This window comes from Paraburkholderia sp. FT54 (assembly GCF_031585635.1).
In the GTDB taxonomy this organism is placed as follows: domain Bacteria; phylum Pseudomonadota; class Gammaproteobacteria; order Burkholderiales; family Burkholderiaceae; genus Paraburkholderia.
In genome coordinates, this window is sequence record NZ_CP134196.1 from 1 (window position 1) to 15132 (window position 15132).

Below are 15132 nucleotides of genomic sequence, written 5' to 3' on the forward strand. Positions count from 1 at the left end.
CTTCGCCGTTGCATAACTTACCCGTCGACGATGCTATCACCGCGGGCGAATGCATGTTTTCGCCCCTTGAGCCCGACCTGCATGCGACTTTCGGCCATCCGCAGGCTGTTCGTAATGAGCCTCGCTCAATGCACGGACGGCCGGAAATCCGCCATGGGCGGCACTCGTCACATTGTTCGGTTTGGAGCAATTGTGATTTCACGCTATCGGCATAGAAAAAGGATAGACGCCGCCTAAACTGCATTTTGTCAGCGGCGCGCGTCTCACCCGACTTGCGGCGCTCCTCAAAATCGCATTGGAGAGTCATCATGAAAAGCAAACTTCTTGCAGCCTTGCTCATCGCAGCTACGACCGCTTTCGCTGCACCTGCGTTTGCCAGCGGCTACGGACCGGCACCTTCGTATCGCCCGTCGGTGGGTGCGCCGGCATCGCAGCGCGGCCAAAGCGCACAAACGGTCGCAGCAGAACGCAACAATGCAGTCGGCTCCGTCAGTGATTCGTACGGCGGCGTAGTCGCTTCGTCTTCGGACTCGGGAAGCCGTCAACCTGAGCAGTCTGTTGGTCGTCTGTACGCAGGTCACTAATCGGAACGTCGTCTCCGTACCGAGGCTGTAGCGAGGTGTCGAAATGTTGAAGATTGTTGAAGGTGCGGCGGTTCTGGGTGCGGTGATGCTGTATTTGGCGCCCGCAATGATTGCGGACGCCAGGGAACGCAAAGACGCCTTTGCGGTGACCATGGTGAACGTCTTGCTCGGATGGACGGTGATCGGCTGGTTTGCGGCGCTGATATGGGCGCGACATCCGGTCAGCGATCGCCGTCTGAAGCACTTCGCAAAGCGAGCACAACGGGCAGTCGCACGGGTCACGATTGATGGAATCGTTGCTCGAGCTGAATGTCGTGATAGCTCGATCCCGGCGTTCAACCCTCGCGTGGTGCCGATCGTTGCGCGCATTGCTGCAAGCAGTAGTCGCCGGAAAATTTGATTCGGCGTGCGGTTCGCACGGTGCGTACGACGATCGCAAGCTCTTTGGGTAGCGACAGTTCGCTCAGAACTTCACCTTCAATTGAAACCCAATGGTGAACGGAAGATTATCCGACGGGATAGGTGGAATCACGATAAAGTTCGCGCCCACACGCTTGTATTCGACCATGACGATCGGCGCGACCACTGGCCCAATCGTGTGGTCGCGGCCCAAGCCCCAGTTGCCATAGTTATAGCCCGAGATGATCCCGCCGATCGCCGCAATCCGCACTACGCCCCAGTGCGCGAACTCGGGCGCCCATACACCGCCGCCGTAATACGAAGGCCGGCGCAGCGAGTTGCGGAAACCGCCGGCAGTCAACGCCCATTGGTTATTGAGCCAGCATTCGACGCCGAGGCCAGGGTTGAACTGTTCGAAATGAGTGTTCGGGTCGGGATTGATGTGATACGAACCCAGCATGGCGTCGACCCATACGCCGCCTTCACACCAGTTGCCCGCATGCGCGGCGGACGCCGCGGCCAGACTGGCAACGAGCGCCGCCAGAGTACGTCGGATGTTCTTCTTGATCTGCCGAAAATGCATGTGCTCTCCGCCACCGGTCGAACGCCGGCGTCATCTATGTTCTGGGTATGCGTGTTTGCCGTCCGTCGCGCACTGTACCGCAACCCGCTCAGGCGATGTTGAGGACACGCTCGGGCGCGCCGGCACAAGACGTGCCCTGCCGCGCAGACACAACAGTAACGGAGAACCCATGGCAGAGCGGTGAACGCGCGTCACGCGTTCGCCCGCGGAAGATCAGAGACCGAGATCGGACAGGCTCGGATGATCGTCGGGGCGGCGCCCGAGCGGCCAGTGATAAAGACGGTCGGCTTCGCGAATCGGCATATCGTTAATGCTGGCGTGACGGCGTGCCATCAGTCCGTGCTGGTCGAATTCCCAGTTCTCGTTGCCGTATGAGCGGAACCAGTTATTCGAATCGTCGTGCCATTCGTAGGCAAAGCGCACGGCGATGCGGTTATCGGTAAACGCCCACAACTCCTTGATCAAACGGTAGTCGAGTTCTCTCGCCCACTTGCGGCGCAACAAGCCGACAATCTCCGCGCGGCCGTGTGTGAACTCGGCACGGTTGCGCCATACGCTGTCCACCGTGTAGGCAAGCGACACGCGCTCGGGGTCGCGGGTATTCCAGCCGTCTTCCGCGGCACGCACTTTCTGGATCGCGGTTTCGCGTGTGAAAGGCGGCAACGGTGGGCGGGTTTCGATCGAGTCGGCCATGATAGTTCCTCAGTCAGGTTGTGGTTCGCCGGGATGGCGGTCGTTTGCTTGGCGGTGTGCCGGATTCGCTCGCACACGCCGCCTCGAGCAGGACTTGGGCTGCAGCTTGCGCGTCGAGCGCGGCATCAGGCTCGCCGCTCACCAGCGCCACGGCAATGGCGCCGTCGAGCAGGATCAGCCATTGACGCGACAAGCGCGCCGCGCGACGAGCGTCGATGCCCGACTCCGCCGCGAATGCATCGCATTCGGTTCGCACGAATGCCAGCAGACGTTCTTTGTGATGGCGCGCGACGATCCGGATCGGATCGTCCGCGGAGGCTATCTCACCGGACGCATTCAGAAACGCGCAGCCGTGAAAATCCGCCGATGCAAACCATTCGCGCAGCACCTCGAACATGCCGAGCAGGCGTTTGCGCGCCGTTTTCCCGTGCCGTTGCGTGCCGGCGATGAACCAGTTCATCCAGCGTTCGTCGCGCCGGTCGAGTGCGGCCGCCACGAGCGCGTCTTTCGATTCGAAATGCGTGTAAAAGCTTTTGCGCGCCGTGCCGGACTGCTTGACGATCGCGTCCACGCCGGTCGCGTGAATACCGCCCGCGTAGATCAACGCTTCAGCCGCGTCAAGCAGCCGCTCGCGCGCGCTGCCCGGTGTGACTGATTCAGTGTGAATTCCGGTAACCATGAACGAAGGGTAGAACGATCATTCTACCTCGTCAAGTCTTTTGCGTTTTTGCAGGTTGGGGGCGCGAACTGCTATCTTGAGTACGATCGATCAACGGGAACGAACTTCATGAACACACTGACTCTCCGCGCTACATTTGTGCGCGCCTTGCTCAGCGCAACACTGCTGACGACGATGGCCTGCACGCCTGTGCAAGTGCTCACGCATTCGGTCAGCCAGAACGAAACGCGCGTGCCGCCCGGCCGCTACGAAATTGACCCGGATCACTGCAGCATCACCTTCGATATCGATCATTTCAAGTATTCACGCTTCACGGCGCGTTTCGATCGCAAGAAGGGAGAGCTCGACTGGAACGAAGGCGGTCTCGACAAGAGCACGACATCGGTGACGATCGATGCCGCGAGCATCGATACGAATGTGCCCTTGCTCGACAAAATGGTGAAGAGCGGCAACATGCTCGACGTGGAGCGTTATCCGGAGATTCGTTTCGTCAGCACGCGTTTTGAGCGCACCGGCGAATCGCGCGGCACGTTGACCGGCGATCTGACGATTCGCGGCGTCACGCAACCGGTCACGCTCGACGTCACTTTCAACGGTTTTGCCCCGGACCCGCTCACGAAAAAAGACACGCTCGGCTTTTCCGCCGAGGGTCATTTCAGTCGCGCGAAGTTTGGCCTCGCGACGTGGTATCCGGCCGTCGGCGACGATATTCATGTGCGCATTCAGGCCGAGTTCGTTAAAACGCCCGCAGGCGGGTGAGCGCGGTGCGGGCGTTTTGCCTAAGCGTTTTTCGCTGTGCGCGCTGCTGCGATTGCGCGCGTCAAAGCATGCTCACGTGTTAGCTCAGGCGGCTGTCCAGTCGAGAATCACCTTGCCGCTCTCGCCTGAGAGCATCGTGGCGAACGCTTCCTGATAGTCGTCGACCTTGAAATGGTGCGTGAGGATCGGCGAAAGATCCAGGCCGCTTTGCAGCATCGCGACCATCTTGTACCAGGTCTCGAACATCTCGCGCCCATAAATGCCCTTGATTTCAAGGCCTTTGAAGATCACCTGGGTCCAGTCGATCGCGGTTTGTGCGGGCGGAATGCCGAGCAGCGCAATCTTGCCGCCGTGATTCATCGCTTCGAGCATGCCGGTGAAGGCGCTTGGCACACCGGACATTTCCAGCCCGACGTCGAAACCTTCGGTCATGTGCAGGTCCGCCATCACGTCGCGCAACGATTCGCGCGAGACGTTGACCGCGCGCGTCGCGCCCATCTTGCGCGCGAGTTCGAGACGATAGTCGTTGACGTCGGTGATCACCACGTTGCGCGCGCCGACATGTTTCGCGATCGCCACCGCCATGATGCCGATGGGTCCGGCGCCGGTAATCAACACGTCTTCGCCGACCAGATTGAACGACAGCGCGGTATGCGTCGCGTTGCCGAACGGGTCGAAAATCGCGGCGAGGTCGTCGGAAATCTCGGGCGGAATCTTGAAAGCGTTGAATGCGGGAATCACAAGATATTCGGCAAACGCACCTTCACGATTCACGCCGACGCCCACCGTATTGCGGCACAAATGCCGACGGCCCGCGCGACAATTGCGGCAGAAGCCGCAGGTGATGTGTCCTTCGCCGGATACGCGATCGCCGATCGCAAAGCCACGCACTTCCTGGCCCATTTCGACGATTTCACCCACGTATTCATGGCCGACATGCATCGGCACGGGAATCGTTTTTTGCGCCCAGTCGTCCCACTTCCAGATGTGAATATCGGTGCCGCAAATCGCGGTGCGCGTGATGCGGATCATCACGTCGTTGTGACCGACTTCGGGTTTCTTGACGTCCGTGAGCGTGAGGCCGGGAGCGCGTTCGAGTTTTGCCAATGCTTTCATGTGCGCCTCCGTATCAGATGACGCCGAGTTCACGACCGACACGCGCGAAAGCATCTACCGCGCGGTCGATCTGTTCGGGCGTGTGCGCGGCGCTCATCTGCGTGCGAATGCGCGCGCGGCCTTTCGGCACCACCGGGAACGAGAAGCCGATGACATACACGCCTTCCTTCAGAAGCGCGTCGGCCATTTTCGATGCGAGTTGCGCATCGCCGAGCATGACCGGAATGATCGGATGTTCGCCGGGTACGAGTGTGAAGCCGAGCGCGCTCATCTTGCTGCGGAAATGCGCGCCGTTTTCGCGCACGCGCGCGCGCAGTTGCGCGCCTTCTTCGCTCGCCAGCAGTTCGAGTACTTTCAGCGAAGCGGCGGCAATGCTCGGCGTCAGCGTGTTGGAGAACAGATAGGGACGCGAGCGTTGCCGCAGCAACTCGACAATCTCCTTGCGCGCAGCCACATAGCCGCCCGATGCGCCGCCCAACGCTTTACCCAGCGTGCCGGTGATGATGTCGACGCGCGACAGCACGCCACAATGTTCCGGCGTGCCGCGTCCGTGTTCGCCGACAAAACCCACCGCGTGCGAATCGTCGACCATTACGAGCGCGCCGTAACGGTCGGCCAGATCGCAGATGCCGGCGAGGTCGGCGATGATACCGTCCATGGAAAACACGCCGTCGGTCGCGATCAGTGTGAAGCGCGCGCCAGCGGCCTTCGCTTCGATCAGCTTCGCTTCGAGATCGGCGAGATCGTTGTTCTTGTAGCGAAAGCGCTTCGCCTTCGAGAGCCGCACGCCGTCGATGATGCTCGCGTGGTTCAGTTCGTCGCTGATGATGGCGTCGTTTTCGTCGAGCAGCGTTTCGAACAGGCCGCCGTTTGCATCGAAGCAGCTGGAGTAGAGGATGCAATCGTCGGTTTGCAGAAACGCGGCGAGCGCGTGTTCCAGATCTTTATGCACGGTTTGCGTGCCGCAGATGAAACGCACCGATGCCATGCCGAAGCCGTCGTTGTCGAGACCTTGCTTGGCGGCCTCGATCAGCCGTGCGTCGCCGGCGAGGCCGAGGTAGTTGTTCGCGCAGAAGTTCAGCACGTCGGTGCCGTTAGCCAGACGAATGTCAGCCGACTGCGGGCTGGCGATCACGCGTTCGTTCTTGTAAAAGCCGTCAGCGCGAATCTGCTCGAGGGTGCCGCGCAGATGGGCGAGGTAAAGGTCACGCATGACCAGACTCCTGAAAAGGTGATAGCGCCCGTGTCAGCGTGTTCGGCATGTGCGACCACGAGGCGGCCTGTTATAGTCGGCTGTCAGTTTATCGGATATTTTCGTTTTTCCGAACTAAAATCCGGTATGTCGAACAACTCTAAACGATGGGTCAGGAAATGGCAAGTTCGGGTATTCGCCGCGCCGCGGCCAACGCGGCGCCCATCCCAGGCGCAACTTCGGTCCCGGCAGCCGCGGCGCCGCCACGCGTCGGCGAGCAGATTCAGCGTTTGCGCGCCGAACGGCGCATGACGCTCGACGATCTGTCGCGCGCGGCCGGCGTGTCGAAATCGATGCTCTCGGAGATCGAGCGCGACAAGGCCAATCCGACCATTGCGGTCGCCTGGCGGTTAACCAATGCGCTCGGCGTCAGCCTCGATTCGCTGTTCGCGCCGCAAAAGACGCCGGAAGCGATCGCCGTCTCCGGTCCGCACGAGATTCCCACGTTGAGCGGTCACGACGCCAAGTATCAGTTGCGTGTGTGGGGGCCGATCGAGCTGGCCGGCAAGTTCGAGTGGTATGAGCTGACGCTGCAACCGGGCGGGGCGCTGGTGTCGAACGCGCATGAGCCCGGCACGCGCGAACATCTGACTGTGCTGCAAGGATCGATCGAGATCGAAGCGGCGAGCACGACAAAACGGCTCAAAGCAGCGGACACCGCGCGCTATGTCGCCGACGAACCGCACGCGATCCGCAACGCCGGAAAGGGCGAGGCGAGAGCGTTGCTAGTGGTGATTCACGGCTGACTGTTCGGCGCACGGCGGCTAGCAGTTGGCGGAATCGGCACTTCGGCTGAGGTTGCGTCCGACACTGTATATTTGTACAGTATAGGGTATCGACTGGAGCCGATCATGAACAACCTGACCACCGACTCGACCGACCATGCTCTGGCCGCGCTGCGCTATCAAACCGCAGCGCGCGATCTCGAACACATCGTGCGCAGTATTGCTGCGCGCTACATCGTGCAGCAGGTGCCGCTGACCTGGCGTTTGCTCCACGCCATCGAAGCCGAGGCGCTGGCGGACCTCGGCTTCGCCAGCCGGCACGACGCCTTGATGCTGGGCCTTTTTCAACGGCCGTCCGATCTGCCGTATCCGGAAACGGACGAGGCAGTGGATTTCGGCACGTCCACGGCACTGCCGGCGGTGTTCGCGTTCGCGGTCAGTGCTTATGAAGAGGCAGCACGTCGCGCTGCACAACCGTCGTCGGAGAATGCGCCTCTGAAACACGCGCGCGCCTGGGGAGACTGAATCAGGGCTGTATTTCCATCGATTGCCACCTACAATGTGTGCAACTAACGGAAGGATAGCTCATGTCACCTCCTCATCTCGTCGACCCCGTTCCGCGTCCCGCGCCGTCCACGGATCTCTTCGATCAGCAACGCGAAGACTGGCGTCGCGATCCGCAAATCGCATTCGACGCATGGCTTGCCAAACAACATTTCCGCCGCTCTTCCGCTGAAGTCTACCAGGCACAGTGGGGGCTTTTTCTCGAATGGCTGGGCATGCGCCAGAAGAGTCTGGTCACGGTTGACACTCGCACGATTGCCGAATTCGTCGCGGGACTGGATGTCAAAAAAACGCAGCGCGCGCGGTATTTACGATTGATCGAGCGGGTACTCGATCATGTGCGGGAAATCGAATCCACTTCGACCAATCCGGCGCGCTTCATTGCTCAGGATGGCGAAGCAGCGTGGCGAAACGCGCGCGATAACGAGCCGACCGGCTTTCTCAACCACGCCGAACGGACCGCGCTGATCGCGCATCTGTTTTCTCCGTTGCCGGATTTGTCGGCAGCGCAACGGTGGAGGGAGCGGCGGGACCGCGCTTTGATTGCTGTGTTTTTAGGCGGCGGATTGAAAACGGGCGAGGGCGCCTCGCTTACGGTTAGTTGCGTGAATGCAGGCTCGCCCTGGGTGGCGATCGAGTCAGCCAATCCGATGCTGACACGGCGCACCCGGCTCGCGCCTTTCGCCGCGGCCATTCTCGACGCGTGGCTTGCCGAACGGCGTCTTTCGGAATTGGCGGGCAATCTGGTTTTTCCCGCATCGCCTTCCGGACGGCCGATGCATAAAGCCACCATGCTGCGCGCGGTCGACGCCCTGATCGACGGGGCCGGGATCGCTGAATCGCGGGCGTCGCGAGCTAGTCCGCAGACATTGCGCAACACATTTGCAGCGGATCTGTTCGAGAGCGGGGTCGAGGCGGAACTGGTCGGACAATGGCTGGGGTTCGTGCAGGCGGTTTCGGCGAACCGTCTCTATCGTGCGTGGCAAAACTGGATGGATCAGCAGGATTCTCCCGCCTCGGACGTTCCTGATCCGGCCGTTCCGCCGTTACCCGCACCTAGGCGTGACGGGCGTTTGACGCGGAAAAGGGGAGCCGACGAGTCCTGAAACGCTCACCTTTCGAGTCCCGAATTTCCTCACCTTTGGCGATTTATCCGCTATTGCACCGAGTCAAACGTCACGCCGACGCCGCGATCGAGGTGCTCGACAGAAACCGGCTAACCGCCTCCAGCCTTGATTCGCCCAGACCCGACGAGTGATCGCATTCCAGGCACTGTAGCTCGAAGCGGTGATCCACTTGCGACAGTTCCGGCTCACCTTCCTCACATTTTGGGCACCGCAGCGGTAGGGCGACATGACCGTCCGCCGTCGTGCCGATCGCCCTTAATTCGTCGGTCGTCAGCCGGCCGGCTTCGACCAGCGAGCAGAGCAGACTCGCAATCGCCGGATCGATACCTTGCTGGCCGCGCAGGCTGGCGATCTCTTTCGTGAGCGCGTCCACTTCGTCGGATTGCTCGCGCAGCTGGGCGTCGAGCCGGTCGCCGCGTGCCTTGGCCGCGGCGATTTGCTGAATAAACTCAAATTCTTTGCGGCTTGCGTCGCGCACGCCGGACTGATAGGTGGCCGCCATGCTGCGCAAGGAGTCGAGCTCGACCAGCATCGGCTTGACGCGCCGCTCAGCTTCCGCGACAGCGTCCTTGATCTGCTGCGCATAGTGTTCAGTGCTTTGACGCAATTCGACGTGCAAGGCGTCGATCCGGTCTCGCAATGTCGCATTGTTCGCGAGTTCATTGTCGAGGCGTTGACGAAGCACTTCGTTCTCGTGATCGAGTCGGCGCACCGTGGCCTGTAAGCCTTCCTGGTGAGCATTTCCGTGTGTGGTCGCGCTCGATAGCTCGGCTTCGAGCGCACGAACACGTTCCCATGCGGCCTCCGCTCGCAGTTCGCTGCGCGTGATCGCGTCTTCCGATACTTGCTGGCGAATTTCCGCTTCTCGAGCGCGCTGCTCGGCGCTGTTGATTTGCGCACGAATTTCTTCGCGTTCGTCGTCGAGTGTCGTGCGTGCCTGTACGACGGCTTCTTCGAAAAGTGCGCCCAGCAATTCGCCGGCGCGGTCTTCGAGTGCTTTTGGGATAGCGCCGGCGCCGACTTTCACGCGCGACACATTTCGGATGCGCTCCCAGAAGTGGTCGATGTCCTTTGGAATGTCGCTCGCACTGCCGGTCTGAGTCAGATCGCGGACGGCGGCCATGGACGGACGGATTCCCAGATCAAAAAACAGTCGCTTACATGCGTGCAGCGAAAGTTCCTGTCGCCGTGCCCCGTTGAGCCGTAGCGCCTCAAGCTCGTTTCGAATGGCTTGCCGTTCCTGATCCAGATTCATGTATACCTCGATGTCGCTCGAATTGGATTGATCATAACAATTTACGTATTGTTTGCTACGTATTCGTTGGTGCGATGGACGGATGCGAGAAAAGGCGTGTTTTGCTGTCCGGAGGGGGGCAGTGGATTCGCGCCAGCTAGTTTTCTTCGTGAAACAAAACGAAGAATAGCCAATAAGGTCTTGTAAAGAAAGAGTTTTTAAAGATTTTACATCGATCGCGCACTGTTTCACGAATGCTTCACGACGGCTACTTCGGTTCGAAGGCTTTGTCCGAAGGACACGCGGGGAAAATTCTAGAGAGTAATAAAAGTAAACACCTTTGAACCCATGTTAAAAACGTTAACGCCACGGCAAAGCCTTATCCAGCAAGGGTTCCAGCCCGATAAGGTGAAGCTTTGCGGGAGAGGTGGTGAGATCTTGCGGGATTGTCGAGTGATGAGGTTCGGGGGCCTCGGTGAGCGGCTCCGGGACAGAACGTGAGCGGGTTCAGGAGGCATCCCAAAAGTGCGGTGCGGCCAAAGGTGAGATTTTGCAGGACCTGAACGCTATGGATCACCCGACTGGGCTCGAAAGTCTGTTCCAGGCCCGGGCAGGGAGAAGGTGAGCGCTTTCGGGACGTGCTCGTCCGGCCAATTTCGGCCTTGTTTTGAGCTCGCTCACCCCATTGGTGAGTCAAGTCGGGAGAAAACGCGAACCGAAGGTGAGATTTTACGGGGCAGAGGTGGCATTTTTGCCTTATTTCTGTGCATTCCGGTGCCTAAGGTGAGGATTTTCGGGAGTGAGGTCGGGTTTCGGACCGAATGCTCGCGTCTACGCTGGATGAATGAACCGATCCCTACTGGCAAAGGTGAGGAAATCCGGGAGGTAGACTTTCGCGCGATCCGCCGCTCGAGAAATGCGCGTGATTTTGGTCAAAGGTGAGACTTTTCAGGAATCGTTTGGCTGCTTGATGGGCATTAAGGTGAGGAAATACAGGATCAAAACGGCTTCCATCGCCGGGAAAAGCCCTACTGACGCTGCTGAAGTCGCTTGCGTTCTGTCGTCGCGGAAATCGCACGGTGAGAATTTTCAGGACCGTGGTGGCTACGATCGGAAACGCCCAATTTCGCCGAAATGCGCTTTGAGGTGAGGTTTTACGGGAGCCATGATGGCTGCGCTCGGCAACGTGTCGTCTGTAAGTTGATGAAATCATTGAATATTTGTGTTGTATTTTGCAAAGGTGAGGTTTTTCGGGGGCTCCTTCTAGAGACGAGCGGCGAGGATCAGATGGCACTACGGTGAGGTTTTGCGGGACCGTTTTTCGGTGCTTTTGGAGCACAACACGCCTGAAGGCCGCGTCGTTCCAAGCGCTTCGCTGGCGTTAAGGTGAGCTTTTTCGGGGGCTTTCAGAGGGTTGAGCCGGGCTCGTCGGGACAAGAGGCGTTGCTCGTGCACGGTCGATTACCTTTGCGCAAGTAGTAGTTGCATCGATGCGCGAAACTCAGGCCGGGCGCGCGGTTGGAACGCTTGCGACACCTGGAGGCATCGCCCTCGGCTGCATCGCGTGAACGCCGGGGCTGCACGCGGGGCGGTCTCAATAACACGGGTGGCCGGTTTGCCGCTGCGCAGTACTCTCTTCGCACGGCGCAATGCATGCGTGGAGTTGCGCATTAAGACGGTGCCGATTCATCAGTTCGCATGCCGGCGTCCACCCTTTTGCGCCGCCCCCAACCCTCCCCTGTCGGCCAACCACTACTTGAAACTTGTTCACTGCCTTGATCGGCCGCAACTGCACCCAGTCCGCAGAGGTGCACCGGTCAGAATCCCGAAATTTTTTTGAGGTGAGAAGATTCGGGATCGAGTGGCTTCCGTTCACGTACACAGTGAAAACGGCTCGGATTTGCCAAGCCCGCGACCTGCAAGGACGGCCCGAACTTGGCGCGAAACGGCTGAGGTGAGGGTTTTCGGGAGTTGTTCGAGGTGAGGTGCGCCCCGTAAACTCGCTTCACCCGCAACGGTGAGATGCACGCTATAGACGCGTATCACCGCAGCCGGTATGCTCTCGCCAAATCCCCCCTCGACCAGACGCATGGCCACGAAGCGCGCGAAGAAGACCGATGTAGTCAGCCCGAGCTCGGCCGAATTGCGTAAAGCCGTCGAGGCGATCGCCATTCAGCCCAAAAGCGGCAAAATCACCCTCCTTACCCGCAAGCTGTTCAACGTGCTCCTCGCCGTGGCTCAGCAGGCGGACGAATCCGGCGATACCTATCGGGCCTTGCTCTCCGACATCGTCGCGAACTCCGCATTTGATTCCAACGACACGGCGCTCGTCAAGGAGCACTTGCGGCGTATGGTGTCGGTCCAGGTCGAATGGAGCACCGGCACGTCGAGCCAGAAGCCGGGCCGGAAATGGGGTATTTCCACGCTGATTGCCGACGCCGAAATTCTCGAAGACCCCACAACCCGCCGCGTCTGGGTGGAATTCTCGTTTGCGCCGAAGATCAAGAAGAAGCTGCTCGACCCGGTTCAGTACGCCCGGCTGAGTCTCCAGTTCCAGAGCCAGTTACGCAGCAGCGCGGGTCTTGCGCTGTACGAGATTTGCGTGCGCTACCTGACCAACCCGAGCCATCTGACGATGCGCGAGACTTGGGAATGGTGGCGCCCTATCCTCTCCGGCACACCGGACACGGAAGCGGGCGATGAAGCGAAGCGCGAGTACAAGTACTTCAAACGTGATTACCTGCGCCCGGCTATCGCCGAAGTCAACGCCGTCACCAATATCTTCGTCGAACTGATCGAGCATCGGGAAGGACGGCGGGTCGCCGAGATCCAGTTCCGCGTGACCGAGCGCAAGCAGCCGATGCTCGCGCTCGACGAACATCCGAACGTGTTCGACAGCACGCTGGTCGACCGAATGGTGAAGATCGGCATCCCGTTGAAAGAAGCGCAAACGCTATATGCCGACAGCGAAGAAAATCGTATTCGCGCCGCGCTTCAGATGACCGAGCAACGCATGCGCAGCACGTCCTTGCCGCCGGTGCGCAGCGCGCCCGCGCTGTTCAAGGACGCGCTGAAGAAAGGCTACGCGCCGCCCGTCGAAGCGCTGCCGTCGGGTAGCGGCGGCAAGGCAGCGGTTGCCGCGCCGGCCGACGACCTCAAGGCGCGCCTGCTTGGCGAGTACTCGGCGTATCGGCGCAAGGAAGCGCGCGAGTTGTACGACGAACAAGGTGAGTCTGAGCGGGAGATCGCGCGGCAGTCGTTTGAAGAAGATGAACTGCCGGGACTCGGCACTCACCTGCGCGACGACTGGCGCCGTCGCGGGCTGGATTCGAAGATTGTCGAAACGGCATTCTTCGATTGGCTGGCTCGCAAGACATGGGGCGAGCCTACCGATGGCGATCTGCTTGCCTTCACGCTGAGCCAATCGCGCGCAGCGTAATTCGAGCGGGGCGCGGCTTTCGGCTGACACCCTGCCCCACCTCGGTGCCAGCGGTGCTTACTTCAACATCTTTTCAATCTGGCGAAGGATATCGTCGCGTTTTTCACGCGTGAGCCCCTTTAGACGAAGTTCGATTCGATCATCCCCATATGATTTGAGATCGCCGACTGACACACCGTCGAGTTTGATTTCCAGACGTTGCGCGTAGCGCTGCCGGCCCGCAGGTTTGCTGCTTTCCTGGGCACTCGCCCTTCCCTTGACGATATCCGCGACTTGCCGCGTACTCAGATCGTCCGAGAGGATCTTGTTGATCAGGCGCAGGGTTGCATCGGCGCCGCGGGCAGTGTGATAACGACCCACCTGATACGCCATGTTCGAGCCGAAGCGGTCCGGTCGCGCGACCATCTCATGCATGACGGCTTCAGGCAACTTGGCGATCGACAAGGCGACAGCAACAGTGGACTCGTCTAGCCCGAGGTGTTCGGCGAGTTCCTTCTGACTCTGGAAATGCCGGTCGTCGAGAAAGCGTTTCCATACGACCGCGTTGTCGAACACCGTCTGCGAGTCGCGTTGGACGTTGAGGTCGTAGCCGAGCTTGTAGCTCTGGATACCGATCGGCAGATCGATGACGATCGCCTTCACCGTTTCCTTGTTGGCTTCTTTCAGTGCCCGCACTCGTCGTCCGCCATCGCTGACGTAGTAGGTGCCGGGATTGTCGTAATCCGGGATGACGTGGATCGCCTGCTGCTGCCCCTGCTTTGCGAGATTGACGGCGAGCTCGGCAATCGATGACTTCAGATAGAAGTACCGCGGATTGAAGGGACTCGGCTTGATCGTCTTGAGCGCCAACTCGATGACCTGACCTGGCCGGTAGCCGTGCTCGATCCGCCATATGCGGTAGGCCGCCGACTCATTGGCTGCGTCAACGGCGTCGATATCGGCGACGTTATGCGACGGCACGACGGGCGCGAGGGTGCGCCCCGCGACGTCGCCAGTCGCGGCGCCGTTCTTGACCAAGCCGTCGATGGCGTTCAGACGATCGAGCGCGGTCCGCTTTTCACTGCTGGTCGAATCAGGACGTGCTTGAAAGCCTTTGGCGAATTGGGAGGGTTTCATTCAGGGTCCTTTATGCGCATAAATTTCACGGGAGCAAGGCGGCGATCTCATTCGCGCACGCCCGTACTTCGATGGCGGCGAGCTTGGCGCCGCGATCATTCATCTGAAGCACTGTTTGCCCTAACGCCATGGCCTGCTTGTAGGCCTCGCGAGTCGGGATTTGTGTCTTGAGCAGCGGGAACCCGAGCTCTTCCAACGCGCGCTTCAGTTCGCGCGTCAGCATCCGTTTTTCTTCGGTCTTATTGAGCAGGAAGACGGCACGCAGGTCTTCGTTCATGACCTGCGCCTGCTGGACAAGCTTTACCAATCCGATACTCGACCAGTAGTCGGCGGGCGATGACGATGTCGGGATCACCGCCACGCTCGCGGCGAGAAGGACAACGCCGGAGACTTTCTCGGTGATGGAAGGCGGGCAGTCGACGACGATGATGTCGTAGTCAGCCACGAACTTCTTGATCTCGCGATGGATCTGGCTGCCTGCTTCGGAGAGGTTGACGACTGGAAAGGGGATGCCGGTGTCGCCGTCGGATGATGCACTGGCCCAATGGATCAGGGTGTTTTGACCGTCTGCGTCTACGACGAGGACGCGTTTGCCTTTCTCATGAAACGCAGCGCCGAGGTGCATCGCGATTGTGCTCTTCCCGACCCCGCCCTTCTGCTGAGTTACCGCGATGATTTCTGCTGCCAATCTTCACCTCCTCTTTTTAGACGCAAATGGATTTTACCTGGAAGAATTTGTATTTCAATCGTTTTAGTGGAAATGCGAGAAGGATTAGCCATTCGGCTTAGGTTTATGCGCATAAAGGCGCGGCAGCGCGATGTGGAAACCATGTGGGATGAGGGCGCACGCCGGGTGGATACG

15 protein-coding genes are annotated in these 15132 nt (G+C 59.8%); 7 read left to right on the forward strand and 8 right to left on the reverse strand.

Features of this window, described 5'->3' with window-relative positions; all coding sequences use genetic code 11:
- Positions 1–308: 308 nt before the first annotated feature.
- Both RI103_RS19270 and RI103_RS19275 read left to right on the forward strand, forming a co-directional pair.
- The gene (locus tag RI103_RS19270) at positions 309–584 is read left to right on the forward strand and encodes a hypothetical protein (RefSeq protein WP_310816912.1); all 276 of its coding nucleotides are present in this window, start codon (positions 309–311) and stop codon (positions 582–584) included.
- A gap of 43 nt (positions 585–627) precedes the next feature.
- On the forward strand, positions 628–984 hold the full coding sequence (locus tag RI103_RS19275; protein ID WP_310816914.1) for a superinfection immunity protein: 357 nt from the start codon (positions 628–630) through the stop codon (positions 982–984).
- A 63-nt stretch (positions 985–1047) separates the two neighbouring features.
- Here RI103_RS19275 and RI103_RS19280 read toward each other — a convergent pair whose 3' ends face one another.
- The 3 genes from RI103_RS19280 to RI103_RS19290 all read right to left on the reverse strand — a co-directional run bounded on the left by RI103_RS19280 (position 1048) and on the right by RI103_RS19290 (position 2938).
- Entirely contained in the window at positions 1048–1566 is a 519-nt protein-coding gene (locus tag RI103_RS19280; RefSeq protein ID WP_310816915.1) for a hypothetical protein, read from the reverse strand.
- A 213-nt stretch (positions 1567–1779) separates the two neighbouring features.
- Positions 1780–2259: a nuclear transport factor 2 family protein gene (locus RI103_RS19285; RefSeq protein ID WP_310816916.1), complete on the reverse strand. Its 480-nt coding sequence runs from the start codon at positions 2257–2259 to the stop codon at positions 1780–1782.
- Between the two features lie 13 nt (positions 2260–2272).
- Complete coding sequence (locus tag RI103_RS19290; RefSeq protein WP_310816917.1) at positions 2273–2938, reverse strand: TetR/AcrR family transcriptional regulator; 666 nt, start codon at positions 2936–2938, stop codon at positions 2273–2275.
- Between the two features lie 108 nt (positions 2939–3046).
- On the opposite strand from RI103_RS19290, the gene RI103_RS19295 reads away from it, so the two are divergent.
- A complete protein-coding gene (locus RI103_RS19295; protein ID WP_310816918.1) occupies positions 3047–3697 on the forward strand; it encodes a YceI family protein in 651 nt (216 codons plus the stop codon).
- Positions 3698–3781: 84 nt separating this feature from the next.
- On the opposite strand, the gene tdh is transcribed toward RI103_RS19295, so the two are convergent.
- Both tdh and RI103_RS19305 read right to left on the reverse strand, forming a co-directional pair.
- Positions 3782–4813, reverse strand: a complete 1032-nt coding sequence (tdh, locus tag RI103_RS19300; protein WP_132383412.1) for an L-threonine 3-dehydrogenase — start codon at positions 4811–4813, stop codon at positions 3782–3784.
- A gap of 13 nt (positions 4814–4826) precedes the next feature.
- Positions 4827–6026 (reverse strand): glycine C-acetyltransferase, encoded by a 1200-nt coding sequence (locus RI103_RS19305; protein ID WP_310816921.1) that lies wholly within the window; start codon positions 6024–6026, stop codon positions 4827–4829.
- Positions 6027–6172: 146 nt separating this feature from the next.
- Here RI103_RS19305 and RI103_RS19310 point away from each other — a divergent pair, with 146 nt between their 5' ends.
- The 3 genes from RI103_RS19310 to RI103_RS19320 all read left to right on the forward strand — a co-directional run bounded on the left by RI103_RS19310 (position 6173) and on the right by RI103_RS19320 (position 8460).
- Positions 6173–6811, forward strand: a complete 639-nt coding sequence (locus RI103_RS19310) for an XRE family transcriptional regulator (protein WP_310816922.1) — start codon at positions 6173–6175, stop codon at positions 6809–6811.
- 105 nt (positions 6812–6916) lie between these two features.
- Positions 6917–7315 carry a DUF2471 family protein gene (locus RI103_RS19315; protein ID WP_310816923.1) on the forward strand — a complete coding sequence of 133 codons (399 nt, stop codon included), beginning with the start codon at positions 6917–6919 and terminating at the stop codon, positions 7313–7315.
- 62 nt (positions 7316–7377) lie between these two features.
- A complete protein-coding gene (locus RI103_RS19320; RefSeq protein ID WP_310816925.1) occupies positions 7378–8460 on the forward strand; it encodes a tyrosine-type recombinase/integrase in 1083 nt (360 codons plus the stop codon).
- A 70-nt stretch (positions 8461–8530) separates the two neighbouring features.
- On the opposite strand, the gene RI103_RS19325 is transcribed toward RI103_RS19320, so the two are convergent.
- The gene (locus RI103_RS19325; protein ID WP_310818633.1) at positions 8531–9736 is read right to left on the reverse strand and encodes a DNA-binding protein; all 1206 of its coding nucleotides are present in this window, start codon (positions 9734–9736) and stop codon (positions 8531–8533) included.
- Between the two features lie 2068 nt (positions 9737–11804).
- Here RI103_RS19325 and RI103_RS19330 point away from each other — a divergent pair.
- Positions 11805–13154: a replication initiation protein gene (locus RI103_RS19330; protein WP_310816927.1), complete on the forward strand. Its 1350-nt coding sequence runs from the start codon at positions 11805–11807 to the stop codon at positions 13152–13154.
- A gap of 57 nt (positions 13155–13211) precedes the next feature.
- Here the strand turns inward: RI103_RS19330 and RI103_RS19335 are convergent, their stop codons facing one another.
- Together RI103_RS19335 and parA are read right to left on the reverse strand one after the other, a co-directional pair.
- The gene (locus tag RI103_RS19335) at positions 13212–14270 is read right to left on the reverse strand and encodes a ParB/RepB/Spo0J family partition protein (protein WP_310816929.1); all 1059 of its coding nucleotides are present in this window, start codon (positions 14268–14270) and stop codon (positions 13212–13214) included.
- A 25-nt stretch (positions 14271–14295) separates the two neighbouring features.
- Positions 14296–14958 (reverse strand): ParA family partition ATPase, encoded by a 663-nt coding sequence (gene parA, locus RI103_RS19340; RefSeq protein ID WP_094781809.1) that lies wholly within the window; start codon positions 14956–14958, stop codon positions 14296–14298.
- Positions 14959–15132 lie beyond the last annotated feature (174 nt).

What these genes read in the sequence shown, in the direction of transcription:
- tdh (WP_132383412.1), bottom strand. Translation starts at nt 4,813, where the DNA reads ATGAAAGCATTGGCAAAACTCGAACGCGCTCCCGGCCTCACGCTCACG.
- RI103_RS19310 (WP_310816922.1), top strand. Translation starts at nt 6,173, where the DNA reads ATGGGTCAGGAAATGGCAAGTTCGGGTATTCGCCGCGCCGCGGCCAAC.
- RI103_RS19315 (WP_310816923.1), top strand. Translation starts at nt 6,917, where the DNA reads ATGAACAACCTGACCACCGACTCGACCGACCATGCTCTGGCCGCGCTG.
- RI103_RS19305 (WP_310816921.1), bottom strand. Translation starts at nt 6,026, where the DNA reads ATGCGTGACCTTTACCTCGCCCATCTGCGCGGCACCCTCGAGCAGATT.
- RI103_RS19325 (WP_310818633.1), bottom strand. Translation starts at nt 9,736, where the DNA reads ATGAATCTGGATCAGGAACGGCAAGCCATTCGAAACGAGCTTGAGGCG.
- RI103_RS19295 (WP_310816918.1), top strand. Translation starts at nt 3,047, where the DNA reads ATGAACACACTGACTCTCCGCGCTACATTTGTGCGCGCCTTGCTCAGC.
- RI103_RS19280 (WP_310816915.1), bottom strand. Translation starts at nt 1,566, where the DNA reads ATGCATTTTCGGCAGATCAAGAAGAACATCCGACGTACTCTGGCGGCG.
- RI103_RS19330 (WP_310816927.1), top strand. Translation starts at nt 11,805, where the DNA reads ATGGCCACGAAGCGCGCGAAGAAGACCGATGTAGTCAGCCCGAGCTCG.
- RI103_RS19290 (WP_310816917.1), bottom strand. Translation starts at nt 2,938, where the DNA reads ATGGTTACCGGAATTCACACTGAATCAGTCACACCGGGCAGCGCGCGC.
- RI103_RS19270 (WP_310816912.1), top strand. Translation starts at nt 309, where the DNA reads ATGAAAAGCAAACTTCTTGCAGCCTTGCTCATCGCAGCTACGACCGCT.
- RI103_RS19275 (WP_310816914.1), top strand. Translation starts at nt 628, where the DNA reads ATGTTGAAGATTGTTGAAGGTGCGGCGGTTCTGGGTGCGGTGATGCTG.
- RI103_RS19335 (WP_310816929.1), bottom strand. Translation starts at nt 14,270, where the DNA reads ATGAAACCCTCCCAATTCGCCAAAGGCTTTCAAGCACGTCCTGATTCG.
- RI103_RS19320 (WP_310816925.1), top strand. Translation starts at nt 7,378, where the DNA reads ATGTCACCTCCTCATCTCGTCGACCCCGTTCCGCGTCCCGCGCCGTCC.
- RI103_RS19285 (WP_310816916.1), bottom strand. Translation starts at nt 2,259, where the DNA reads ATGGCCGACTCGATCGAAACCCGCCCACCGTTGCCGCCTTTCACACGC.